We start from the raw sequence: 25264 nt of genomic DNA, 5'->3' as shown, positions 1-25264 counted from the left end.
TATGTCGAACGAATCTGACCGAATGAGCCGCCGCAGCCTGCTACAGACCTCGGCCGTCGCCGCGGCCACCGCAGCTGTCCCTTCGTTGGTCGGAGCCCAGTCACGGGTCCCCGACACGGGCAAGGTGCCCGCCACCAAGCACAAGACGATGCTGGGCGTGCCGTTCGAGAAGCACGACCGCGTGCGCATCGGGTTTGTCGGCGTGGGCGGACGCGGGACCAGCCTGCTCAGCGACTTCCTGGCGACAGGACACGTGGACGTACCCGCCATTTGCGACATCGACGAGAAGCACGCCAAGCGCGGGGCTGACATGGTGGAGAAGCGTGGTCAGAAGCGGCCTGAACTCTACACCAAGGGCGACCATGACTTTGAGAGGCTCTGCGCCCGAAACGACCTCGACGTCGTCTTGACCGCCACCCCGTGGGATTGGCACGTCCCGGTCTGCCTGAGCGCGATGAAGCACGGGCACCATGCCTTCACCGAGGTTCCCGCCGCCTACACGATCGAGGACTGCTGGGCCCTGGTGGAGGCCAGTGAGGCCAGCCGCAAGCACTGCGTGATGATCGAGAACTGCACCTATGACCATGCCGAGATGATGGTCCTCAACATGGTGCAGGCCGGCCTTTTCGGCGTCCCCCTGCATGGAGGGGCGGCCTATGACCACGACCTGCGCGACGTGCTGACCAACGGGACGGGCGAGTCGCTGTGGCGTCGCTTCCCGCACATGAAGCGGAACGGCAACTTCTATCCCACCCACGGGCTCGCCCCGGTGGGCAATTACTTCGGCAACCACCTGTACGACCGCTTTGACTACATGGTCTCGATGAGCTCGCCCGAGGCCGGCCTCAGTGAGTACGTCAAAGCCAAGTTCCCCGAAGGCGACCCCAAGCGCAAGGAGAAGTACATCTGCGGCGACGTCAACACGTCCTTGATCAAGACGGCGATGGGCAAGACGATCATGCTGCAGCACGACGTCAGCAACTGTCGTCCGTACAGCCGCATCAACATGCTCCAGGGAAGCAAGGGCATATTCGAGGACTACCCGCCGCGCATCTACTTCGACGGTGGCAACGACGAATACGTGCCGCTGGACAAATACAAGGACGAGTGGGAGCACCCGCTGTGGAAGGAAGTCGGCGAGATGGCCCGCAAGAACGGGGGCCACGGCGGTATGGACTTCATCATGGCCTACCGCATGGTCGAGTGCATGCGGCAGGGCACTGTGCCGGACATGGACGTCTACGAAGCGGCGGCTTGGAGCGTGCCCGGTCCGCTCAGTGAGATCTCCGTGGCCCATGGTTCGGTGCCGCTCAAGTTCCCGGACTTCACCCGGGGCGAGTGGAAGAAAGGCCACCAGACGTTCTTGCGCCGCCCGATCCGCAACTAGAGAGTTGATCGCGTCCGTGGTCTTGGGCTAACCTGCCGGGACCATGGACAGCGACACCGGCGTCGCCAATCGGCCTGGCTTCTGGGGCATGAGCCGCTACCAGTGGACGGTTCTCTTTGCCGCATGGCTCGGCTGGGGGTTCGACGTCTTCGACGGCTTGCTGTTCAACTACGTCGCGCCGAACTGCGTGCCGACGTTGCTGGGCATCCCGATCGGTACCCAACAGGCCAAGGAGCAGACATCGCTCTGGATCGGCCTCCTGACCTCGTTGCTCTTGGTCGGGTGGGGTGTCGGCGGCATCCTGTTCGGACGGGTCGCCGACCGGATCGGACGGACAAAGGCGCTGATGCTGACCATGGCGATGTACGCCCTGGGCACGGCCGCCTGCGCCTTCGCCCCCAACATGGCGTTTCTTGTCGTCTGTCGCGTCATCGCCAGCCTCGGCATCGGCGGGGAATGGGCGGCGGGCGCGGCGATGGTCGCCGAGGTGGTCCCCGAGAAGCGCCGCGTCGAGGCCGGTGCGATTCTCTACACCAGCGCCCCGGCGGGCCTGTTCCTGGCCACATATGTCACGCACCAGGTCCAGGGCGTCCATCTGGTGGGCAGCCCCGAGACGTCTTGGCGCACGGTGTTTCTCTTCGGTCTGGTGCCTGCCGCGGTGGCCTTCCTGGTGCGCCTTTTTGTCAAGGAGCCCGAGAAGTGGAGCGGCAATGCGGTCGAGGCGGCCCGGGCGGGGATCCGCGACCTCTTCACCCCTGAGTTCCGCCGGGTCACATGGAGCGGCTTGGGAATGGCCTTGGTCGCCTTGGTCATGTGGTGGGCGTGCAACGCCTTCAACCCCCAGGTGGCGACCTTGCTGGCCCAGGCCCGGGCAACCGCCCAGGGCTTGGGGAAGGAGGCGACCCAGATGCTCATCGAGGAATGGAAGGCGGTCGCGACCACGTGGTTCAATGTGGGCGGCCTGCTCGGGACGCTCCTCACCGTGGTCTTTGCCAAGACGATGGGGCGAAAACCGATGTACTTCATCTACTTTGTCGCCTCGGCGGCCGCTATCTTCACGACGTACGGCGCCCCGGCGCCCGACGAAGTGCGCCTCTCCATGTTCTTCTTCATGGGGCTGACGGTTTTTGGTGTCTTCGGCAGCTTCACCTACTACCTGCCCGAGCTCTACCCGACCCGGCTCCGCGCCACCGGCGCGGGCTTTTGCTACAACGCCGGGCGGTTCGTCGCCGCAGCGGGCCCACCGCTCGTGGGGCTGGTGATGAAGTCGTCGTCCCAGCCCCTTCAGGCGATCGCATGGGTGGCCGTCGTTCCTTTGCTCGGCTTGTTCGTGGTGCCCTTCATCGTGGAGACCAAGTCTGCCGTCTTGGCTGATTGACCGAACGAAGTTTCCTGACAGTCGAAACAGTCAAGCGGGGGGCGGATATGGTGCCGCCAGACGTGGCCCCCAGCTTCGTAACTTATGGTCGGGAGGGAACTCCCTGCCCCGTGACCAAGACTACCGTCCCGCCACGGGAAGGCATTTATCATGAGCAATCGACGTTCAGCATTCACCTTGATCGAGCTTCTTGTTGTGATCGCGATCATCGCCATCTTGGCGGCGATCCTGTTCCCGGTCTTTGCCCAGGCGAAGCGGGCCGCCAAGTCTGCGGCGACGATCTCCAACCAGAAGCAAGTCGGTCTCGCCCTGCAGATGTACGGCAGCGACTATGACGACATGACCGCCCAGGTCGAGTCGTTCCTGCCCGACGGCAACTACGGAGTGACGATCCTCCAGCGGCTTTACCCCTACATGAAGAACCGCGAAATCATGTGGGACGCCGCCGAAGCCCGCCCGAGTGACGCCGACCTCGGCCCGATCACGATGACCGGCGAGTACTGGGGCGACTGGATCCACTACCACAACCTCAGCGCCAACATCTTCGGGCTCTTCGGCTACTGGACCAACCCGTGGCCGACCAAGGTCTACAACCGGAACCTCAGCAGTCAAGAGAACCTGGCCGAGCGCGCCGCGTTTGTGACGACGACGTGGCCCGGCGACACGCGCTGGGGATGGTTTGGGTTTGTCAACTATTCGGCGATCGAACCCAACTACACGGATCCCAATGACTTCTGGGCCAACCAGTGCTATGCCGCGCGAGTCCGCCACAACGACGGCAACATCGTCTCGTATGCCGACGGCCACGCGGGCCGGGTACCGGCCGGGAAGATCTATAACGCCCCGGGCCAAGACTTCTGGGACGGCTACCGTGACGCCCGGCAGCGCTTCTGGGGGTCGTATTGGAGCGCGACTGAGTGAAGGGGGACGCTAAGCCCCTCTCGACCGCGGCCGTGGTCGCGGTGGTCTCCCTCGTGGTCGTGGTGGTGCTGGTGGTGTTCGGCTTTATGCTGAACCCGCCGCCGCCGCCCTCCACGGGCGGTCCGCCCAAGACGCCGATGTCGAGTGCCAAGGGGCCGCCTCCACCCCCGCCTGGCGGCTTTCCTAGGGCCAGTCAGGAGTGATGTCCGGTCAAAGGGCCGTCGCCTTGCGCGACGGCTTTTTGCTACCTTCCGCCGGAGTAACCGTGATCCTTGAGAAAATCTTGAGGAGCTTGGCCGCCTCTGCTTCGGTGACCTGGTTGTTCCATAGCTCGGCCAATTCGGCCTCGACCGTGGGCCATGCGCTTTGACGCGCGGCCAGTCCGGCCTCGGTGAGGACGGCATATGTGCCCCGGCGGTCGCCGGGGCACTCTTCTCGGCGGATGAGCCCGTCGCGTTCCATGCGGTCGATGAGCCGGGAAAGCCCGCTTCGGCTGAGCACGATCTCGTCGGCCAATTGGCTCAGGCGCATCCGGTGGGTGGCTTCGTATTCGAGCGTGACGAGAACGTCGTACACCTCGGCAGAGACATGTCCGGCGTCGTCAAGTCTCTTCGAGACGGTCCGGATGATCCTTCCCGAGGTCTGCAACATCGCCCGAAGGGCGCGATGTTTCACGGGGATGGCCTCCGTCAGATTCATGGGCCCAGAGTCCATTTACGAACCGATATTTTACCGATGTGCCCCTGGGCCCGCCGGCTCATCAGACTGAGCCCTTGGCACTGATCGACCCGTTGAAGAAGGCGTTGCTGTCCTTCAGGTCAAACGAGTGGCCACCGTCGTTGAAGTGGGTCTCGACGTTGTTGCCTTGCATCACGACGGGATGGAGGGGGTCCTTGACGTTCGAGTACTTGAGCGGTGTCTTGTTGTCCAGTCCAAGGACCGGCGTCGTCTCAAAGTTACCGATCCGACCGCCGTCGATCGAACACCAGTAATGGTCGCCACGCTTCGTCAGGGCGACTTTGGCGTCTTTCACCGCCTCGATCTTTCCGAACCCGCTCAAGACCGCCGTCAACATGGCCGTGAGCGCCTTCTTCTTGGCCGGAGTCGGCGCGTCCACGTAGATCAGCACCCACTCCCCAGGCCCGGTGGCATAGGCGGCCCGACATCCCGAGATGCTCATGCCGTCGTACGACCCCGACTCAAAGGCGAACGCCCCGACACCCAGGCACCCCTTGGTGACACCCGTCATTTCGCACGGGCAGGGGGCCGAGCAACTGCAGGCCTCGGCGTAGTAGCCCGTATAGTGGAACGGTTTGGCCTTAGTCGCGCCCGGTACCGTCGCCGCCGCAAGCGCAAGGAGGTTCATGACTTGGATACTCATAGGTTATCTCCATGCTCAGGCCGCAAAACTTAAAGAATGGGCGGCCCGATCAGCGCCACGATACCTGGACTTCCTCAGGATCCGTCTACTGTCTGGTTAACCGACGGAGTGTTCGAGGCTGACAGCGAGGAGCTTTTGCGCCTCGACGGCGAACTCCATCGGGAGGACTCGAAAAACGTCCTTGCAGAAGCCGCTCACGATCATGTTGACCGCGTCCTCTTCGTTGATGCCACGTTGGGCGAGATAGAACAGCTGGTCTTCTCCGATCTTGCTCGTGGTCGCCTCATGCTCCATCTTGGCGGTGTTGTTCTTGACCTCGATGTAGGGGAAGGTGTGAGCACCGCACCGGTCACCCATAAGCATCGAGTCGCACACGGAGTAGTTTCGCGCCCCGTCCGCCCCGGCGTTGATCTTTACGAGTCCCCGGTACGTGTTTTGTCCCCGACCGGCGCTGATGCCCTTGCTCACGATGGTGGAGCGGGTGCGCTTGCCGATATGGACCATTTTTGTGCCCGTGTCGGCCTGCTGGCGGTGGGCGGTCAGGGCGACGGAATAGAACTCGCCGATCGAGTCGTCCCCGCGTAGGATGACGCTCGGATATTTCCAGGTGATCGCCGAACCGGTCTCGACCTGGGTCCAGGTGATCTTGGCCCGGTCGCCACGGCAGATGCCGCGCTTGGTGACGAAGTTAAAGATGCCCCCTTTGCCGGTCTCGCGGTCACCGGGATACCAATTCTGGACCGTCGAATACTTGATCTCACCGTCCTTGAGGGCGACGAGTTCCACCACCGCGGCATGAAGCTGGTTTTCGTCCCGCTTAGGAGCGGTACAGCCCTCCAGGTAGCTGACGTAAGCCCCTTCGTCCGCGATGATGAGGGTGCGCTCAAACTGGCCGGTGTTCTCGGCGTTGATGCGGAAGTACGTCGACAGCTCCATGGGGCATCGGGTGCCCTTCGGGACATAGACAAAGGAACCGTCGGAGAACACCGCCGAATTGAGGGTCGCAAAGTAGTTGTCGCTGTACGGGACGACACTGCCCAGGTACTCCTTGACCAAGTCCGGGTGCTCGCGCACGGCCTCGCTGATGGAACAGAAGATGACCCCTGCCTCGCGGAGCTTCTCCTTGAACGTCGTCACAACCGAGACGGAGTCGAACACCGCGTCGATGGCGACCCCACCCGACGCCGGCTCACCAGAAGCATGGGCCTCACCAGCGCCCTTGACGTTCAGAAGGATCTCCTGCTCGCGGAGGGGGATCCCCAACTTTTCGAAGGTGCGCAACAGTTCAGGGTCCGCGTCCTCCAAGCTGTCCAGGCTCGGCTTCTTCTTGGGGGCCGAGTAGTACGAGATGGACTGGAGGTCGACTGGCTCGTACTCCACGTTCGGCCATGTCGGGACGGACATCGTCTGCAGGTGGCGGAGCGCTTTGAGCCGCCAGTCGAGCAACCAGTCGGGCTCGCCCTTCTTGGCGCTGATAAACCGCACGGTGTCTTCGTCAAGGCCGGGGGGCAAAGTCTCGGCGTCGACGTCGCTGACAAACCCCCACTTGTACTCCGTCTCGGCGTAGTGCTCAAGAAGTTCGTCGTCAGTCTGGGGGACGGTCTGGTTGTCAGTCATGCTGGTCTCGGAGTGGGAAACTGTACCGAACAGTATTGATTGTGCCATTTAGTGTACTTGGGCCCAATCCGGCTCCTCAGGAAGAGGCGGGCCGGGCGGGCCAGACGGCCCGCCCGGGTCCCGGTCAGTTCACGCGGAACTCGAGCGAGTCCACCCCGGCCAAGTACCGCAGGCGCAGCGCAGTGCTGTACACCTGGAACCGGAACTTGACCCTTCCGGTGGCCGGGTCCACGTAGTGGGCGGCGTTGTTCGTGACCGTCGCGGTGACCGACTGTCGTGCCCGGTTCATCACGGTCGACTGCACCGTCTTCCACGACGACTTGGTGTAGTCCCACAGTTGGAAGAGGCCGACAAGGGTCCCGCGCCCTTGGACGCGGACATTCGCGACGGCGGTCAGTTTGGTCGGCGTGAACGTCGGGATCGCGGCACCGAAGACGCCACCTGTGGGCATGGCCAATGTATGAGGCTGCCAGTAGAGGTACTGGTAGTCGGTCGCAAAGGTGCTCGTGAGGTCGCCGGTGAAGACGTCGCCGTTGTCCAGGGTGACGCTGTCAGCATGGATCGGTCCGGGCGGCACCACGCTCACGTCAAACGTCGCCTTCGAGTTGCCGGCCGTCGCGGTGATCGTCACCGTCTTGCCGACCGAGATGCTCGAAGTCGTGATCGGGAACGTGCCGGCCAGGCTCTCGTACGGGACCCGGGTGTTGACGGGGACCTGGAGCGTGGCCGGGTCGCTGCTGGAGAGTTGGACCGGCGTGCCGGTGGGCAGGCCAAAGCTGTCCAACGTCACCGTGCCGGTGCCCGACTCGCCACCGGTGATCACCGCCGCGCTGGCGGTGAGGTCGGTGATCTGGATGCCGTCGTCCTTGAGGCGCCACATGCCGCGCCCGTAGGTGGCGGCGAAGAGGGCCTTGGAGCCCGGCACGGCGACAAGCTTGTTGACCTGGGTGTTGGGGATACCCGCGGTCGAACCGTAGTCGTCCCACGTGGCGCCGGCGTCCCGCGTCCGCCACAGGCCGATGTCGGTGGCGACATACCAGGTGTTCGCGTCAAGGTTGTCGATGGCGATGTCGTTGACCGACACGTTCGGCAAGCCAGTCGCCCCCGAACCTGAGACCGAAACCCAGGCCGGCGTCCCGGCCGAGGTGTCGGTGCACCGCCAGACGTGGTCGGTGCCCGAGCCAGAGACCGTGACGAGGACGTCGTTCTTGTTCGCTGGGTTGACAAGCACCTTGGTCACGTAGCGGTTGGGCAGGCCAGAACCCTGTCCGTCGATCCGCGTCCAGTTCGCCCCGAAGTCGGTGCTGCGCCAGACTCGACCGTTGCCGGTGCCGACGTACATCGTGTTGCTGTCGCCCGTCGCGACGGCAAACGTCGAGACGATGGTCGTGTTGCCAGCGAACTGGAGGTTCCCGACCTTCTCGGTCCAGGTGTTGGTCTGGGCGTCGTACCGGTTCAGGTAGTCGGCGTTGCAGTAGAGGTAACGCCCGTTGTTCTGGTCGATCCACAGTTCGCCGACGAACGGCTTGGCCTGTCCGGTGAGGGCCGGGCTGATGTCCTGCTGGCTGTTGAACGAGTTGTTCGTGCGGTAAATGGACTGGTAGTAGACCGAGTGGTATTGGTTGGCGGGGTTGAACGGGTTGATCGCGCAGCCCATGCCGTCGCCAGCGCCCGGGTTGCCCCAACTCAGGGGGTTCCCGAAGCTGTGGGGCGTGGCGTTGTCTTGGGTGCCCCCCATCGCGTAGTTGTTGTTCGTCGGGTGGGCGGCCAGCGAATAGAACTGGGTGAAGCCAAGACGCCGGTTCAAGACGGTGTACGTCAGGGTGTCGGCGTCGGGGTCGTAGACGGCCCGGTACGCACCGCCGTCATTGCCGACGAGCCATTCGTTGGGGTTGGCCGGGTTGACGGCGAAGCAATGCTGGTCGTTGTGGGTGATGGCGGTGCCGTCGTAGGTGGCCGACCAGTTCGACCCGCCGGCGTTGCGCCAGGTAGTGCCGCCGTCTTTGGAGAACGTGATGTCGATGAGGCCGATCACGACGCCGTCCGCGGCGGGTTGTCCCGTGCGTTGGACGACCGTGGTCGCGATGTACCGGTCGTACCAGGCCTGGCTCCAGTTGTAGCCGTTGATGTAGCTGGAGGTCAGGTCGGTCCAGGATGCGCCAGCGTCTGTGGAGCGCAGGACTTTTTCGCTGCTGGAGGCGAGCACATAGAGAGTGTTTGGTGCGGTCTTCGAGGCCGCGACATGCAGTTCGCCGCTGGTTCCCGAGACACCGACGTCCGACCAGGTGAGGCCGCGGTCGGTCGACTTCTTCAGGGTGCCCGACTCGGTGCCGGCCCACACGACGGTGTTGTCCGCGTTCCACGACAGTGTCGTGATGCCACCGCCACCGCCGGTGACGGGCGCCCATGACTGGCCGCCGTTGATCGACCGGGCGATCGAGCCGCCTCCTGAGCCGGCGGCAAGGACCACTGAACTGTCCTGCGGGTCGAAAAGGATGGACGAGACCGGTCGAGTCCCGAGGACGCTGGCGCCGACGTTGTCCCAGGTCGCGCCGCCGTCGGCCGACCGCATGATGCCGAAGCCGGCGACATTGCCGCCCTGCCAGTCGCCCGTGCCGACCAACAAGATGTTGTGTTCGTCCGGCTTGACCGCGATGGACGAGACGCCCATGGTGGGCCAGGTGTCGCCGAGCGGGAGCCAGTTCACCCCGCCGTCGGTGGACTTGGCCAGACCGCCGTTCGGGCCACCCGCGTAGATCGTCTGGTTGTCGGTCGGGTCGAAGGCCATGGCCCCGACACGGCCGTTGCACGGGGTGATCCCGTAGTAGGTGCGGTAGGGGATCGCAAGGTTCCGTGGGCCGATGTAGTCGAAGTATTTGAGTCCTGGACTACCCGAACCACCGCCTTCGATCTGCTGTCGGAGGGAAAACTGCCCGAACCGCTGCCGTTTGCCGGTGCGCCGGAGCATGGCTTGCTCGAACCCGGTGAGGTCGATCTGTTGCTCGGGGTAGGCGCGCTGCCGTTTGAACTGCAGGTAGGCCTCAAGGTATTCGAGGCCGGGAGTCTCGTTCTCCTCACCTTCTCCCTCACCACCGATCTTTTTGCCCCCGGCCTTTTCGTAGCCTTCCCAGGCCTCCTTATAGGTGGCGATCACCTTGGCAAGTTCGTCCACCCCGGCGCGTTGGACGATACCGGCGGGCAGGGAAGGGGCCATGGGTTCGGCGCCCGTGACCTCGGGGCGGCCCTTCAGGCGCAAGACCATCCGGAGTGAGTACTCGGGGTCGTTCAACCGCATGACGACGACGTGGGCGTCGTCGCGGACCACCCTGCCGTGTTCCTTCACCAGTGCCAGCACCGCGCTATGGTCGGCACCTGGTTTGAGGCTGATTTTGATGTTGAGCCCGACCGCGTCAGTCGACGAGGCGAACGCGACACTCCAGACGAATGAAAAAGCGGCTGCCGCGACAGTCCTGACGGCAACGGTCCAACGACGGTTCATGGTGGTTTCCCCGGCACTGACGACATCGTCAGCCTATCGCAGGATACCAGTCATTGGCGGCCGCGGAAACCTGGGGCTAGTCCAACCTTTGACCAAGCCAGGAGGTCTGCCTTTCGGGTAAAAGCTGGCCTGATCCATGGCAGCCGCCGTCAGCACCGAGACCGTGACGATCACGGTCAACGACATCGAACTTGTCGTCCCCAAGGGGGAGCTGGTCGTCGAGGCCGTCAAGCGGCTGGGCTTGGAGATCCCGATCTTCTGTTACCATCCGCGGCTGAAGCCCGTCGGCATGTGCCGTATGTGCCTCGTCGAAGTGGGGTTCAAGCAGGCAGACGGGTCAATCCGCAAGATGCCCAAGCCGCAGGCCGGCTGCACCCTGCCCGTGAGCGAGGGCATGGCGGTCTACACCGAGACCGACGCGGTGAAGCGCGACCGCAAGGGCGTGTTGGAGTTCCTCCTCGTCAACCACCCGTTGGACTGCCCGATCTGCGACCGGGGCGGCGAGTGCCCCCTGCAGAACAACACCTTGGCCTACGGCCCCTCCACAAGCCGGTTCGTGGAGATGAAGCGCCACTTGCCCAAGGCCTACCCCCTGTCTCAGTACGTGACGCTCGACCTGGAGCGCTGCATCCAGTGCGGCCGGTGCGTCCGGTTCACCGAGGAGATTTCTGGTGACAGCCAGTTGGCGTTCCGGTTCCGTGGCGCGTCCATGCAGCCGTCGACGTTCCAACTCACCGACTTCGAGTCGAAGTTCAGCGGCAATGTCATCGAGATCTGCCCGGTCGGCGCTTTGACATCGGCGAAGTACCGGTTCCGTGCCCGACCATGGGACCTCGAGACCTCCCCAGGAATTTGCACCGTCACCCCGTGCGGCACGAACATCTGGTTTGACCACCGGGCAGGCAAACTCGTCCGCATCAACGGGCGCACCAACGAGGACGTGAACGAAGAGTGGACGTGTGACCGCACCAAGTTCGGCCACGACTTCTACAATGTCTCCGACCGCCTGACAACCCCCTACCAGCGCGACGGTGACGCCTTCGTGGCGGCGAGTTGGGCCGACGCCAGTGGGGCCGTGCTCAACGCGTTCAAAGGCAAGGGGGCCGAAGTCGCCGTCCTTGTCAGTGCGGCGCTCTCCAACGAGTCGCTGTTCCTGACCCAAAAGCTGGCCCGAGAGACGTTCGGCACCGCCAACATTGACTTCCGTCCAGGCCGTGGGGCCATTTGGGAAGACCGCTTGGAGAACAAGTACGGACTCGACCCGGTAGGCGGGACGATCGCCGGACTGGAGCACTGCGGCTCCGTCCTCGTCTTTGGCGCGAGCCTGGCCGACGAGCAGCCGATGACCTTCCTTCGTGTGCGCAAGGCCTGGTTCACACATGGGGCCCGGGTCGTCATCGCCCACGACAGTCCGACCGAGGTCGATTCTTTCGCCGACGTCGTCCTTCGCTATCGGGAAGGGACCGCCGCGACTGTGGCCGCTGGCCTGCGACAATTGCTCGTCCGGGCCGACGGCAAGTTCACCCCTGAGTTTGTCGAGCAGGCGACCGGGGTGCCTGCGGACAAGTTGCGGGCCGCCGCGGAGTCGTTGGGCGACGCCGGCGCCGTGGTCACCACCCGCCGCCTGGCCACGGCCGCCAGCGAGATCCTCGCTGTCACCGCGCACCAGACCGGGCGCACCTTCCTCTGCATGAGCCCCAAGGCGAACTCGGAGGGGGCAGCCGCCCTCGGGTGCCTCCCGGACACCTTGCCCGGCGGGGCGAAGGCGCCAGTGACCGGACTTGACACCCGGGGCGTCTTTGAAGCCGCAGCCAACGGGCAGGTCAAGGCCCTCTGGCTGGTCGGGGTCGACGCCTTCGACCTGGGTGACGCGGACCTGGTGACACGCGCCCTAGAGGCCGTCGAGACCCTGGTGGTCAGCGACTTCCGCCCGACCAAAAGCGCCGAGTTCGCTTCGTGGCTCTTGCCACTGGCCCTTCCCGCGGAACAGGACGGCACCTACACGAGTTCGGAGCGGCGGGTCCAGCGGATGGGGGCGATCCTCGCCGCCCCCGGGGAGGCCAAGGCGCAATGGCAGGTCGCCCAAGAATTTGGCGCGAGGTCTGGGGCCGACCCGGTCTTCAGCCCGGCAGACGCCCGTCAGCTGATCGCGGCTGCCTCGACGGAATTTGCGTCGCTGGACGCGGAGAAGGTCCAGGACGGCGGGGCGTTGCTCCCTCGCCGGGGCCAATCGCCGCACGACTTGGAAAAGCTGGCCCAGACCCTCGGCGGGTTGTGAGGGTCGCTAGGTAAAGTGAGGTCGCCTTGATCATCGACTGGTTGAAAGCTCTGCAAGACGGAACCGGCCCGTTGGGCCCTGCCGGGCCAGTCGTCCTGGGGCTCATCCGGGTGCTGCTGTTCGTCGTCCCGATCCTCATGCTCGTCCCTGGGCTGATCTGGTGGGAACGGCGTCTGCTGAGTTGGATGCAAGACCGGATCGGGCCGAACCGGACGGGCACGGTCACTTTCCCCACGAACTTTCCTATCCCGTTTCTCCAGGGCAAGAAGGTCCGCACCTTCGGCCTCTTGCAACCCATTGCCGACGGCGTGAAGCTGTTTTTTAAGGAAGACGCCACCCCCTCGGCGGTGGACCGACTGGTCTACTTCACGGCGCCTGCGGTGGCGCTGTTTCCCGCGTTCGCGTTGGGCGGCACATTGCCCCTCGCGTCGCTCCACTTCCCGTTCGACCCGCACCCGGTGTCGGGGTTGTTCTCCTATTTGACCCCGGTCGCCAACGTCGACATCGGCATCCTCTACATCCTGGCGATCTCGTCGCTCGGGGTGTACGGCGTGGTGCTCGCGGGCTACGCGAGCAACAACAAGTACTCGCTGATGGGCGGCCTGCGCGCCTCGGCGCAGTTGATCAGCTACGAACTCGCCATGGCGGTCTCGCTGGCCTGCGTCGTCATGGCCAGCGGTTCGATGCGGCTCTCCGACATCGTCCACTTCCAAGAAGGGCCGTTGTGGGGGTTCTTGAACGGCGTCCAGAACTGGGCGATCTTCACCCCGTACGGGTTTGTCGCCGCGGTCATCTTTGTGATCTGCATGATCGCCGAGACCAACCGCGCCCCGTTCGACTTGCCCGAGGCGGAGAACGAACTCATCGCCGGTTACCACACCGAGTACTCGAGCATGAAGTTCGCGGTGTTCTTCATGGGTGAGTACGCCGCGATGTTCGTCTTCAGTGGCGTCTTTGCCGCGGTCTTCCTGGGCGGGTCGAACCTGATGCCGTTCCGCTGGGAAGAACTGTCGTTGATGTACCCCCAGATGGAAGGACTCTTCCGTGGGCTTGCCTACGCCAACTATTGGCTCGGCCCCGTGGCGTTCCTTGCCAAGCAGGCGGCGGGGATCACGTTCTTCATCTGGCTCCGCGCCACCCTGCCACGGCTCCGCTATGACCAACTGATGAGCCTGGGATGGCGGTCGCTCCTGCCGCTCGGCGTCGCCAACTTCATCGTCGTCGGGCTTTGGGTCGTCTGCACCCAACTTTTCGGCCCGGTCGGCGGATGGGCTTCGCTCGTCGCCGCGTTTGTCGTGCTGTTCGTGCTCTACACCAACGTCGTGGGGATGGCGAAGGCGACGACGCCCGGCATTCAAAAACGTGAGGTCAGGCTGGTCGACCCCGCTCCCCGGAGCGTGAAAATGGTCGATCCGAACAAAGTTTCGTGATCTGGGCCGGGCCGCTGTGGGAGGCGGCCCGCCTAGCCTTGAGGAAGGACAAAGAGTGAACAAAGTGGAACTGGGAGGAAGGTGGTGAGCGCCGGTCAGTTGGCGTTCATGGCCCTGGCACTGGTCGCCGTCGTTGGAGCGGCGGGAGTCGTCCTGTTGGACAACCCGGTCAGGTCGGCCCTGTGCCTCGTCCTGAACTTCTTCGTCCTCGGGTTCCTCTATTTCACCTTGGGAGCCCCACTGATCGGGATCACCCAGATCATCGTCTACGCCGGCGCGATCATGGTGCTGTTCCTCTTCGTCATCATGATGTTGAAGCGGCAGGGAGCCCTTGGCAAGCCGGCCAAGCAGGACTCTAAAGTGATGCTGGGGCTTCTCTTCAGCGCCGTCCTCGCCTTCAGCATCTACGTGACCGTGATCGCGCCGCAGGGCGCGATGGTGGTCGCCGCACCCAGTCCCAAAGACTCGGCCCTCGGCCCAGCTTTCGGTTCGCCGCAGGCCATCGGTCTCAACCTTTTCACCGCCTACGTGTGGCCGTTCGAAATCGTCTCTGTCCTGCTGCTGGTCGGTATCGTCGGCTCGATCATGCTGGCGAAGAGGAGGATCTGACATGACGTTCCCCCTCGCTTCCTTGGTCAGCACGGTCCCCGTGACTTGGTACCTCGCCCTCGGGCTGGTGATGTTTTGCCTGGGCGGGGTCGGCGTCGTCGTCCGCCGGAACCCGGTCGTCGTCTTCATGTGCATCGAGTTGATGCTGAACGCGGTCAACCTCACGTTTCTGACATTCGCCGCTTACGGCGTCTACCCCGGTCTGAACGCCCAGACGGCCTACCAGGCGGCGATCACCGGCCAGATGATGGTCATCTTCGTGATGGCGGTGGCCGCCGCAGAAGTAGCGGTCGGGCTCGGCATCATCATGGCGATCTTCCGCCTCCGCAACGACGTGGACGTCGACGACATGAGCACCCTGAGGAACTAGATGGACAACGCCGCAGCATTCAGTTCCGTCTGGTGGATCTTCATCCTGCCCGTGTTCGGGTTCCTCTGGCAGAGCCTGGCCGGCAAGATCGTCGTCGACAACCTGGGCGACAAAGTCGGGAAGCGGGTCATGGGCTTCGCGGCCGTCATCCCGGTGGCCATCGCGTTTGCCATCGCGGTGGGTTTGGTCGGCAAGCTCCACAACCTGCCGCCTGACCAGCGCACGGTCGTCCTTACCCTGTTTGACTGGATCGACATCCGTTCGCTCCACATCCCGTTCGAGTTCCGGGTGGACACCCTGAGCATGACGATGGTGCTGATCATCACCGGCATCGGCTCGCTCATCCATCTCTATGCCACCGGCTACATGGCGGAGGAAAAGGACTACCCACGGTTCTTCACCTACCTCAACCTCTTCATCGCCGCGATGCTGTGCCTGGTGCTGGGCAACAACCTGGTCCTGACCTTTATCGGATGGGAGGGTGTCGGCCTCTGCTCCTACCTCCTGATCGGCTTTTGGTACAAGGACGTCGAGAACTCCAAGGCGGCGAACAAGGCGTTCATCGTCAACCGCATCGGTGACTTCGGCTTCACGATCGGCATGTTCTTGCTGATCTTCCAAGCCAGCCAAGACCGCAACATCATCGGTGTCGCCGACCCGCGCTGGTTGAGCTTCGACGTGCTCCTTCCCAACGCGAAGCTCCTCTTCGATGCGAACCCGCAGATGGCGATGATGGCGGCGATGTGCCTGTTCATCGGTGCGATGGGCAAGTCGGCGCAGTTCCCGCTCTACCTGTGGCTGCCGGACGCCATGGCCGGCCCGACCCCGGTCTCGGCCCTCATCCACGCTGCGACGATGGTCACCTCGGGCGTCTTCTTGCTTAACCGCATGTCGCCTCTCTACGAGGCGTCGCCCACCGTCGGGGCGATCATCGCCTTGGTCGGCGCGTTCACCGCCTTGCTCGGCGCGCTCATCGCCTTCGGCCAGACCGACATCAAGAAGGTCCTCGCCTTTTCGACCGTGTCGCAACTGGGCTACATGTTCATCGGGTGTGGAGTCGGCGCTTACTGGACGGGCATGTTCCATGTCACGACCCACGCCTTCTTCAAGGCCCTGCTGTTCCTGGGCGCCGGCGCGGTGATCCACGCCATGGCCCACAACCAAGACATGCGGAACTACGGCGGCTTGGTGAAACTCCTCAAGATCACTGGGGCGACGATGATCATCGGCTGGGCGGCGATCTCGGGTGTGCCGTTCCTCTCGGGCGCGATGAGCAAAGAAGAGATCCTCGGGGCCGCGGTCAATTCGCCGGTCCTGCTCCACGTCCCGGGCTGGGGCATTTTCGCAGGCAAGATCGCCGGTTGGGTCGGGTTCGCCGTCGCGTTCCTCACCGCCGCGTACATGACACGGATGACCTTGCTCACGTTCTTCAGTGGCGAGGGACGGTGGAAGTCCATTGAGCCCGAACACGGTCACGACCACGCTCACGCGCACCACGAAGACCATGGTCATGCCCATGCCCATCACCACGAGGACCCGCACGGGTTCTTCTATAGCGACGCCGAGATGAAGGCGCGGGAACTGGCGGAACCGCACGAACACCACCATTCTTTGGACAAGACCCATGTCCCCCACGAGGTGCCGCCCAGCATGTGGCTTCCCCTCGTGGTCTTGGCGGCCCTCTCCGTGGTCGGTGGGATATGGCTCAAGAACATCGTCAACTTCGAGCACTGGTTGTATCCCGGTTTGGCCGAGGCCCATCACGGGGCGGTCCCCGAGTCTGTCATCCTGGGCGTCTCGATCGCCGTCTTCATCGGCGGCGTGGGGCTGGGCTACCTCAAGTACTACAAGTCGCTCCCAGACGATGAATCGTGGGACATGTCCAAGTGGAAGCGTTGGCGGGTCAGCGCCGGGAGGCAGTTCGGCATTGACGCGGCGATGATGGACTTCTCGCTCCAGGGCGGGGCCAAGCTCGGGGCGTTTCTCGCCGGCATCGACAAGTGGGTGGTCGACGGCCTGGTCAACGCCGCCGGGCGGATCGCCGAGATGTTCGGGGGTCTCCTCAGCCGCACCCAGCGGGGCTATGTCCGGGGCTACGCGTTGCTTATGCAGGCGGGCGTGGTCGCCTTCATCTTCTATGTCATCTATCTACTTTCTCGAATGGGAGCGGGGAACTAACCGGTGAACAACGGTTCTGGCATCCTCACCCTGACCATCGCCGTCCCGGCGGTCGGTGCCCTACTGCTCGCCCTGGTCCCCGAAACCTACAAAAAGGCGATCAAGGGCTTGGCCATCCTCGTCTCGGCGGCGGCGTTTATCGTCTCGCTGTCGGTCCTCAGCGTTTTCAAGGGGCAGTCGTACCACCTCCAACTCGTGGAGTCGGTCCCCTGGTTGCCCCAACTGGGCATCACCTATAAGGTCGGTGTGGACGGGATCAGCGTGTGGCTGTTCCTACTCACGACCTTGCTGACCTTCCTGTCGGCGGTGTTCAGCGTCTACGTCGACAAACGGGTCAAGGCGTACTTTGTCCTGATGCTGTTGCTCGAAGCGGCGATGCTCGGGGTGTTCGTCTCCCTCGACCTGATCCTCTTCTACACCTTCTTCGAGTTCACCTTGATCCCGATGGCGATGTTGATCTGGATCTGGGGAGGGGCGCAACGCAACTACGCCGCGGTCAAGTTCTTCCTCTACACGTTCCTCGCCTCGATCTTCATGCTCCTGGGGATCATCGCCGTGGCCAACCGCTACGCCACCGTGATGCCCTCGCATGAGTTCACGTTCGACCTGATCAAGATTCAGAACGCGGTGGCGACCGGGCAACTGTGGCAGGGGGCCGACGGCGGATGGCTCCAAAGTGTCTTGTTCTGGGCGTTCTCGCTTGCCCTGATGGTCAAGTGTCCGATGTTCCCGTTCCACACGTGGTTGCCGGACGCCCACACCGAAGCGCCGACGGCAGGGTCCATCATCTTGGCCGGCGTGCTGCTCAAGATGGGCACTTACGGGTTCCTGCGGATCGTGATGCCGATCTTTCCGAACGCGACGATGGCGAACATGTACATCATGCTCACCCTCGCGGTGATCGGCATCATCTACGGGGCGATCGTCGCGGCGGTCCAACCCGACGTCAAAAAGCTGGTCGCGTACTCGTCGGTGGCCCACATGGGCTTCGTCATGTACGGCATTTTCAGCTTGACGCACACCGGCATGGTGGGAGGCGCCTACCAGCAGCTGAACCACGGCATCAGCACGGGCGCGTTGTTCCTCTTGATCGGCCTGCTTTATGAGCGCATCCACACCCGCGAGTTCAAGGCGATGGGCGGGCTCAAGGCGCAGATGCCGGTCTACGCCGCCCTGTTCCTGATCGTCATGTTGTCCAGCGTCGGGCTTCCGGGCCTCAACGGCTTCGTCGGCGAGTTCCTCGCCATGGCCGGCGGGTTCCAGCGCACCTTTGCCGACGGCCACCACCTGCTCTATATCTTCGCTGGTATCGGCGTCATCCTCGCCGCGGTCTACCTGCTGTGGATGTTCCAAAAGCTCTTCTACGGGCAGATCACCAACCCGACGCTGAAGGGCCTCAAAGACCTTAAGCCGTGGGAGATCGGCCTGGTCAGCGTCTTCATCGTCTTCATTTTCTGGGGCGGCGTCATGCCGAACACATTCATGAAGTCGACGGAGGCCGCCCTTGACGCCACGCGCCAGATGGTCGTGAACCGTGAGAACGCCCGACCGCTGTGGGGTGACCTGACCTACGAGGTCAACGCGGAAGGCGACCTCTTGCGGGTGCAGGAACGAAGCGACGTCGGGTCGTACACCGAAGTCAAGCGGGTGATGACCAACGATTACTACCTGTCCGACGACTTCAAGGGCCCGGTGGTGGCGATGGGAGGGCGGCGATGATGCTGGAGGCCAGTCGAGTCGCGACGGCGGAGACATTGTCGTTCGGCCAACCGGCCGACGTCGTGGTCTCTGCGACACCGGGGACGCCTGGCCTGACCCTGGTCTCGTCGGTTTCGGCCCGGTGCGACGTCGCCGCGTTTCTTGACCAGGTCCGCCGCGACCCGGTCGGGGCTGACGGCACCGTGGCCGGGCTGGTCGCTGAGACCCGGGCGGCGATCACGGAGGCCCTGCGCGCCGGATCGACCGGCGTCCTTTATTGGATCGAAGGGGCCTGCCCCGCCGCCTTCACGCCGATGCAGTATGGCGGGCTTTTCTTGGAACACGACCGCGAAATCCTCGCCGACACTCGCGCCAAGGTGGAGGTGGTGGTTTTTGTCGCCGACCGAGACGACGCCTACACCGACTTTGTCAGCGACCTGCCTGCCGACCTCTTCGGCTGGGCGGGGACGACCCCCGAACCGGCGGAGATCCGTGCCCTGCGGCCGGGCCGCCTGCTCGCCGACCATCCGACTGCCGACGTGAGGCTGGTTGGCCCCGTCCCTGACCGGAGGCCACGATGAACCTGCACGTCGCCATCCCCAGCATTGATTTCGGCGTCATCCTGCCGTTCGTCGTCGTCGCCGTCACTGGCATCGTCGCCCTCCTCTTGGAGACCATCCAGCCAAAGCGGGACAACGGCCTGATCCTGGGTGTCTCGCTCGCGGGCGTCATCGCCAGCTTCGGGATACTTTTGTCCCAGTTGGCCCTGCCCGCCACCAAGACCCTCGGGGGAATGGTGGTCCGAGACCAGTTTGCCGTGCTTCTCCAGTTGGTCCTCGTCGGTGCGACGGCGGTCTGCCTCATGTTCAGTGAGGATTACCTTCGGGAAAAGCGCATCGCCTTCGGTGAGTACTACCCGCTCACCCTGTGGTCGCTGTCCGGCGCCATGGTGATGGTCTCCACCGACAACCTGCTCATGCTCTTTGTGGGGTTGGAGATTCTCAGCATCGGGCTCTACTGCCTGGCCGGAATGAGCCGCCAAGAGGCGCGGTCCGAAGAGTCGGCCCTGAAGTACTTCTTGCTCGGCGCGTTCGCCTCGGCGTTCTTGCTGTACGGCATGGCTTTCCTCTTCGGTGCTTCGGGTTCGCTGGCGCTCCCCGACATCACCAAGGCGATCACCGCGCTTGACTCCACCACCGCGCCGCTCCCCGCCTTTGGCATCGCCCTGGTCCTCGTCGGCCTGGGGTTCAAGGCGTCGCTCGTTCCCTTCCACCAGTGGACTCCCGACGTGTACCAAGGGGCTCCGACCAACGTGTCTGCCTTTATGGCGGCGGTGACAAAGACCGCCGCGTTCGGTGCGTTGGCCCGGGTTCTTGTCGCGACGGTTCCGTTGGCGCACTTCTGGTTCGAGGCCTTGTATTGGGCCGCCATCGCGACGATGTGCGTCGGTAACTTGGTCGCCCTGGTGCAGAAGGACGTCAAGCGCGCCCTTGGCTACTCGGCCATCGCCCACGCGGGCTATCTCTTGGTCGCGCTCCTCGCCTACATCAAGGACCCCACCAAGGTCAGCCTGGGCACGACGGTGTTCTACTTGATCGGCTACGCGGCGATGACGGTGGGTGCCTTTGCCGTCGTCAGCCTTGCCGCCAAGGGCCAGCGCGACGGCTCCCGGTACCAGGATATCTACGGCCTCTACAAGCGGGCTCCCTTCGCTACGGTCATGCTCGTCTTGTTCTTGGCGTCGCTGATCGGCATCCCGCCGACCGTCGGGTTCTTTGGCAAGCAGCTCATCTTCATCGACGCCTTACGCGTCGGTCTGGCACCCTTGGCGATCGTCTTGGCCGTCAATTCGGCGGTGAGCGCCTACTACTACCTGCAGATCATGGTCGCCGCGTTCGTCAGCGACGAAGGGGCGGCCCGACCGGTCTCGCGCAAGCCGGGCACCGGCCTGACCGTCGCCGCGTGTGTGTGCGGGGCCGGCGTCCTCTTCGCCTCGATGTTCGGCGGCTACATCCTGTCGTCGACGCGAGCGGAATCCCTCAAACAAACCCCGCCGGCTGAGGGGAAGGTCCAGCCTCAACAAGAATTGGTGAGGCGATGAAGCTAGGCGTCAGCATGTACAGCTATGTGACCGAGGTCCAGGCCGGCCGGATGGACATTGTGTCGTTCATCCACGAGGCGGAGCGGATCGGGGCCGACGGGGTCGAGCTTCTCGACTTCTTCTACAAGGACGTCGAGGTCGACCGGGCCGCCGCCATGGGCGCCCTCGCCAAGTCCGGACTTCCCGTCGGGGTCTTCAGCGTGGCGCAGAACTTCGCCAAGCCGACGGCGGAGGAACGAGAGGTCCACCTCAAGAAGATCACGTTTGGTGTCGACGAGGCGGTCAAATACGGGGCGAAAGTAGTCCGAGTGTTTGCCGGGGACGTGCCCGCCGACGCTTCGTTTGGGTTCGAAGAGGCGCGCGGCTGGATCATCGACGGCCTCGCCGCCGGTGCCGACTACGCCCAAGAGAAAGGCGTCCGCTTGGCCCTGGAGAACCACGGCAAGCTGGCGGGGCGAGGCGACCAAGTCGCCGGGATCATTTCCGACGTGCGGGCCCGTTGTGGTCATGACGCCCTCGGCGCGAACCCGGACACGGGCAACTTCCAACTCGTCGGACAACAAAGCCACGAAGCGATCCGTGCGGTGGCCAGCCTCGCCTACATGGTCCACTTCAAGGACTTTGCCCAAGGTGAGGGTGAGGGACGGGTCTACCATTCCTTGGACGGGACTCCGTTTGTCGGCACCGTCATTGGCGAGGGCGACGTCGACCTTGACGCGTGCGTCCAAGCCCTGCGGTCTGCCGGGTTCGACGGCTGGGTCAACCTGGAGTACGAGGGTGACCTCCCTGACTGCAAGAAGGCAGTCGAAGCGTCGCTGAACAACGCCCGGCGTTATCTCGACTCGGTCGGCATCGCCTGAGCCGAAATCTCTGAGACCAGCTTCTGCAGGGCTTCGCGCTGTGTCTCCCGCTCCATGCGGTCGAACGGCGGCACATGGACGAAGCCGACGCGCTTTTCAGGGAACCGAGACGCCGCCCGGTAAAAGCTGTAGTTGCACAGGTAGTCCCCGGCGTTGTCGGCCAGAGTGAAATGGTCGGCAGCTCCGGGCCAGACCACTTCGCGCCAGAGGGACGTCCGGATCCGGTCTGGCCCCTTCGGATCAATGCGGCCAGGGCGCCGGGCTTGGCCGTCCGATCCTGGTGTGCCGCCCACGACGTTCCGCGCCACGCATTCCAGGCGGATTTTCCGCGCCCGGCCATGGACGCCGACCATTACCAAGGCGTCGAATGACGACGGGTCAAGTCCCTCCAAGAAGGCGTCGACGGCGTCGTACCCCACCGGCAGGACCACAAATGGCGCCCCACATCGCTCGACGAGCCATGCCGAAGGGTTTTCGGTGACGCGGAGAAACGGGCCGAAGCCAGTGGTCAGGACGCGCATCGGGGGTCCAGTTGGAGACGTCGGGCCAGCGAACTGCTGAACAGGGCGTCGGGATCCCAGGCGGCCTTGGCCGCCCAGTACCTTGCCATTCCGGCCTCACCCAAGCTTTGGGCGAAATCAGTGGGACGGAGGAGGCTGTCTTTGGCCAGGTAGAAGCGCCCGCCGGCCTCCAACACCAGGTCGCTCATCGTCTCGGCCAAGCGGCGCAGCCCTTCCCGGTTGGCGGTGGTGACCTTGAAGTCTTGGGCCAAAGAGAACCCGTCCACCCCGTGGCTGAACATGAACGGGTCGGGGCGATGGAGTTTCAGGACGCTGAGGAAGTTCTCTAACCCGCGTTCTCGCTGGATCTCGAACTGTCGGGCAAAGACCCGCGGGGCGGCCTCGCGAGGGACGAACGACTGGTACTGGACGAGGCCGCCGGGGTCGTAAGCCCGCTGCCATCCGGGGACGTAGTCCAAGAGAAACGAAAACGCCACGAGGCTTTGGCCGAACGACTTGCCGTCTTCCATAAGCACGCCGGAGGTGTGCTTGGCCCAGTTGACAAACCTCATCCCGACCCGGTTGTTGAGGGGCTTCAGGAACCGCCAGACCACCGACTTGGGCACGAGGCCCATGATCGTGTCGGGAAGGTCTTGGGCGTCCGGTCGGAGAGAGGGGATGTCTATGTCCGTTGTCGTCCGGTGCCGGGCGGCGTGGAAGACGCCGCGGCCGGCCGAAGGGCCGGAGGCGAAGGCGTCCAGCCACGACACCATGTAGTCGGCGGTCGCCTCATGGCGGGTGAAGGCCTCGAACTGGGCGTCCCAGTCCGCGCATGAAACTGCCTCGACGTCGAGCGCCCCGCTTGTGACGCGCTTCATTTGGAGCCGTGCACCCACCACGACGCCAAGCAGGCCCGCCCCGCTCACGACGTCGGTGAACCCGGGATCGTCCCGACCCAGAGTCACCAGCGACCCGTCCGCTCGCAAGACGTCGACGGACAGGGTGTTCTCGCCCAGAGTGCCGACGCGGAACGCGTTCTTACCGTGGATGTTCATCGCGAGGGCCCCGGCCACGGTCGGGTACATCGTGCCGCTGACGACGCTGGGCCACCAGCCGTCTTCCAGCGTGTGCCGCCACAGGGCCTCGATCGTCGCCCCGGGCCCCACGTCGATGACGCCGGTCGCCGGGTCGAAAGATCGGACGTTGTCCATCCGCGAAAGGTCAAGGGCCACCGCCTCGCCGGCGACCGCGGCGTCGCCGTAGCTCCGTCCCGCCCCCCGGAGGACGACTTGCCGGCCCTCCCGACGGGCCAGGGCGAGGACTTCGGACACGGCGTCAAGCGAACCGGGACGATACAGGAATCCGTCCGCCGACTGGCTGCCGCCGAATCCTGATAGCCGGACGATCCGGTCGCGTTCGATCATATCTTGGTGCGTCGGAACAACCACGACGGGATGTGACGGATAATGAGGAACGCCACGGCGTGGGCGGGCGAAAGATAGTGTTCGCCCGTCCGGTGGGCTTTGCCGAGGATGCGGCGGGCAGCCTCGGCGGCGGGCATCATCTTGCCCTGGGGCAGGTGGGCGGTCATCTCGCTCTGCGTCGGACCGGGCTTGACGGTCACGACGGTCACGCCCTGCTTGGCCAGGCGGTTGCGCAGCGCCTCGAGGTAGGTGGCCAGGGCGGCCTTGGTCGTGTTGTAGACCGGCTGCCCTGAGCGGCCCCGGTCCCCCGCGACACTGCCCAGTCCGATGATCGTGCCGGCCTTGACCCCTTCAAAGCGGACGGCCGCTTCATTAAGCCAGGCGACCGCCCCGGCTAGGTTGACCGCGACCATCTCCAGGTCCTTGGCGGTGTCGTACTCGTGGGCTCCTACGGGTGGCATGACCCCGCTGGCATAGACGACGAGGTCGAGCCCGCCAAGCTGACGGCACAGGTCTTGGAACAGGGCAGGCACGGCGGCGGTGTCGTGGACGTCATGCTCGGCGACGACGGCCGAGTCCGGGTGGTTGGCGGCGACGGCTTCAAGTCGGTCGCGCCGGCGCGCGACCAAGGCCACCCGGCAACCCGACTCCAAGAGTTGCTTGGCCAGTTCGGCGCCGATGCCGCTGGAGGCACCCACGACGATCGCGTGTTGAAAGTCCTTCATCCCACCCCCACGATCGGCACCGCGAACCCCTTGAGGGCGACGGCGGCTGCGACGAGGAAGCCGATGACGCTGAAGAGGATGTGGCGGTCGTGCAACAGGATCTCCGCGGGCTCTCCGCCCTCGTTTTGACTAAAGACGAGGAGGACGTACCGGCTGATGGCATAGATGACGAAGGGGGCGGTGAGGAGGATGCCCGGATAGTCGTGGGCGGTGCGGCTGCTGACGCAATAGATGCTGTAGCTCATTGCGGCCATGCCGGAGAAGATGCCGACGTACATGTTGAGCGTGCCGAGGGTGTAGTGGACGAGGCTGGCCCTCGACTGGTCGCACTCCTCGCCTTGAAGGACGAACTCATGGCGTCGCTTGGCAAAGCCGAGCATGAGGGCGAACGCCCCGGTGCAGAAAAGCAGCCAGCCGGAGATCGGCACATGGATCGCTTGGGCGCCGACACCGGCCCGGAGCACAAACCCCGTGGCGATCCAGAAAACGTCGAGGACGGGGACGGCCTTGACCCACAGGTTGTAGGCGCCTTGCATCAACGCATAGGCGACGAGGACAGTGCCCACCCAGATGTCGTCGAAGAACCCGAGGGCAAGCCCCCCGGCCAAGAGGACCACGGCCATCGCGACACCGACGGTGGGCAGGACCGCTCCCGAGGCGAGGGGACGGTGCTTCTTGTCCGGGTGTTGGCGGTCCCGTTCGATGTCGGCCAGGTCGTTGAAGATGTAGCAGGCCGAACTGACGAGGCCGAAGGCAAAGAAGGCGATGAGCGCCTGCTTCCAGGCCACGGGGTCGAGGATCCGTCCGCTGAACAGAAAGGCGGCGAAGACGAGGATGTTCTTCGACCACTGCTTGAGGCGGGCCAGTCGGACGTAGGGGGCCATGGCGTCTGCTTTCGACTACTGCAA

The 25264-nt window shown here is 64.2% G+C and carries 21 protein-coding genes; 13 read left to right on the top strand and 8 right to left on the bottom strand.

The genetic code is table 11. The features are described from left to right. The first annotated feature begins 1 nt into the window (after position 1). The 4 genes from KF857_03300 (at position 2) to KF857_03285 (ending at position 3889) form a co-directional block, all read left to right on the top strand. The gene (locus tag KF857_03300; GenBank protein MBX3111011.1) at positions 2–1387 is read left to right on the top strand and encodes a Gfo/Idh/MocA family oxidoreductase; all 1386 of its coding nucleotides are present in this window, start codon (positions 2–4) and stop codon (positions 1385–1387) included. Between the two features lie 43 nt (positions 1388–1430). Next, positions 1431–2765, top strand: a complete 1335-nt coding sequence (locus tag KF857_03295; GenBank protein MBX3111010.1) for an MFS transporter — start codon at positions 1431–1433, stop codon at positions 2763–2765. Positions 2766–2915: 150 nt separating this feature from the next. Next, a complete protein-coding gene (locus KF857_03290) occupies positions 2916–3686 on the top strand; it encodes a prepilin-type N-terminal cleavage/methylation domain-containing protein (GenBank protein ID MBX3111009.1) in 771 nt (256 codons plus the stop codon). Further along, positions 3683–3889, top strand: coding sequence for a hypothetical protein (locus KF857_03285; protein MBX3111008.1), 207 nt, complete (start codon positions 3683–3685; stop codon positions 3887–3889). The genes KF857_03290 and KF857_03285 overlap by 4 nt, the downstream gene beginning before the upstream one ends. 7 nt (positions 3890–3896) lie before the next feature. Here KF857_03285 and KF857_03280 read toward each other — a convergent pair whose 3' ends face one another. From KF857_03280 to KF857_03265, 4 genes are all read right to left on the bottom strand, one after another. Then, the gene (locus KF857_03280) at positions 3897–4385 is read right to left on the bottom strand and encodes a MarR family transcriptional regulator (protein ID MBX3111007.1); all 489 of its coding nucleotides are present in this window, start codon (positions 4383–4385) and stop codon (positions 3897–3899) included. Positions 4386–4446: 61 nt separating this feature from the next. After that, entirely contained in the window at positions 4447–5067 is a 621-nt protein-coding gene (locus KF857_03275; GenBank protein ID MBX3111006.1) for a DUF1326 domain-containing protein, read from the bottom strand. Positions 5068–5163: 96 nt separating this feature from the next. Then, complete coding sequence (gene sufB, locus KF857_03270) at positions 5164–6684, bottom strand: Fe-S cluster assembly protein SufB (GenBank protein MBX3111005.1); 1521 nt, start codon at positions 6682–6684, stop codon at positions 5164–5166. Between the two features lie 124 nt (positions 6685–6808). Then, positions 6809–10183: an exo-alpha-sialidase gene (locus KF857_03265; GenBank protein MBX3111004.1), complete on the bottom strand. Its 3375-nt coding sequence runs from the start codon at positions 10181–10183 to the stop codon at positions 6809–6811. Positions 10184–10319: 136 nt separating this feature from the next. Between KF857_03265 and nuoG the strand changes: the two genes are divergently transcribed. The 9 genes from nuoG (at position 10320) to KF857_03220 (ending at position 21707) form a co-directional block, all read left to right on the top strand. Beyond that, the gene (nuoG, locus tag KF857_03260; protein MBX3111003.1) at positions 10320–12461 is read left to right on the top strand and encodes an NADH-quinone oxidoreductase subunit NuoG; all 2142 of its coding nucleotides are present in this window, start codon (positions 10320–10322) and stop codon (positions 12459–12461) included. Positions 12462–12502: 41 nt separating this feature from the next. Next, positions 12503–13891, top strand: a complete 1389-nt coding sequence (locus KF857_03255) for an NADH-quinone oxidoreductase subunit H (GenBank protein ID MBX3111002.1) — start codon at positions 12503–12505, stop codon at positions 13889–13891. An 84-nt stretch (positions 13892–13975) separates the two neighbouring features. Beyond that, positions 13976–14500, top strand: coding sequence for an NADH-quinone oxidoreductase subunit J (locus KF857_03250; protein ID MBX3111001.1), 525 nt, complete (start codon positions 13976–13978; stop codon positions 14498–14500). Between the two features lies 1 nt (position 14501). Next, the gene (nuoK, locus tag KF857_03245) at positions 14502–14870 is read left to right on the top strand and encodes an NADH-quinone oxidoreductase subunit NuoK (protein ID MBX3111000.1); all 369 of its coding nucleotides are present in this window, start codon (positions 14502–14504) and stop codon (positions 14868–14870) included. Next, positions 14871–17048 (top strand): NADH-quinone oxidoreductase subunit L, encoded by a 2178-nt coding sequence (gene nuoL / locus KF857_03240; GenBank protein MBX3110999.1) that lies wholly within the window; start codon positions 14871–14873, stop codon positions 17046–17048. 3 nt (positions 17049–17051) lie between these two features. Beyond that, entirely contained in the window at positions 17052–18767 is a 1716-nt protein-coding gene (locus tag KF857_03235) for an NADH-quinone oxidoreductase subunit M (protein ID MBX3110998.1), read from the top strand. Continuing rightward, positions 18767–19327 carry a hypothetical protein gene (locus KF857_03230; GenBank protein ID MBX3110997.1) on the top strand — a complete coding sequence of 187 codons (561 nt, stop codon included), beginning with the start codon at positions 18767–18769 and terminating at the stop codon, positions 19325–19327. Before KF857_03235 ends, KF857_03230 begins: the two co-directional genes overlap by 1 nt. Further along, complete coding sequence (locus KF857_03225) at positions 19324–20847, top strand: NADH-quinone oxidoreductase subunit N (protein ID MBX3110996.1); 1524 nt, start codon at positions 19324–19326, stop codon at positions 20845–20847. Before KF857_03230 ends, KF857_03225 begins: the two co-directional genes overlap by 4 nt. Beyond that, positions 20844–21707 carry a sugar phosphate isomerase/epimerase gene (locus tag KF857_03220; GenBank protein ID MBX3110995.1) on the top strand — a complete coding sequence of 288 codons (864 nt, stop codon included), beginning with the start codon at positions 20844–20846 and terminating at the stop codon, positions 21705–21707. The genes KF857_03225 and KF857_03220 overlap by 4 nt, the downstream gene beginning before the upstream one ends. On the opposite strand, the gene KF857_03215 is transcribed toward KF857_03220, so the two are convergent. Genes KF857_03215 through KF857_03200 form a run of 4 tightly spaced genes read right to left on the bottom strand, consistent with a single transcriptional unit; the run spans position 21680 to position 25240 of the window. After that, positions 21680–22228, bottom strand: a complete 549-nt coding sequence (locus KF857_03215; protein MBX3110994.1) for a hypothetical protein — start codon at positions 22226–22228, stop codon at positions 21680–21682. The two genes, KF857_03220 and KF857_03215, sit on opposite strands and share 28 nt — an antisense overlap. Next, on the bottom strand, positions 22216–23631 hold the full coding sequence (locus KF857_03210) for an FAD-binding oxidoreductase (GenBank protein ID MBX3110993.1): 1416 nt from the start codon (positions 23629–23631) through the stop codon (positions 22216–22218). Before KF857_03210 ends, KF857_03215 begins: the two co-directional genes overlap by 13 nt. Then, complete coding sequence (locus KF857_03205; protein ID MBX3110992.1) at positions 23628–24356, bottom strand: SDR family NAD(P)-dependent oxidoreductase; 729 nt, start codon at positions 24354–24356, stop codon at positions 23628–23630. The genes KF857_03210 and KF857_03205 overlap by 4 nt, the downstream gene beginning before the upstream one ends. After that, positions 24353–25240, bottom strand: coding sequence for a decaprenyl-phosphate phosphoribosyltransferase (locus tag KF857_03200; GenBank protein ID MBX3110991.1), 888 nt, complete (start codon positions 25238–25240; stop codon positions 24353–24355). Before KF857_03200 ends, KF857_03205 begins: the two co-directional genes overlap by 4 nt. Between the last annotated feature and the right edge of the window lie 24 nt (positions 25241–25264).

Source organism: Fimbriimonadaceae bacterium (assembly GCA_019638795.1).
In the GTDB taxonomy this organism is placed as follows: Bacteria; Armatimonadota; Fimbriimonadia; order Fimbriimonadales; family Fimbriimonadaceae; genus JAHBTB01.
Note: the sequence above shows the minus strand (reverse complement) of the source record. Positions and strands in the feature narration are given on the sequence as shown.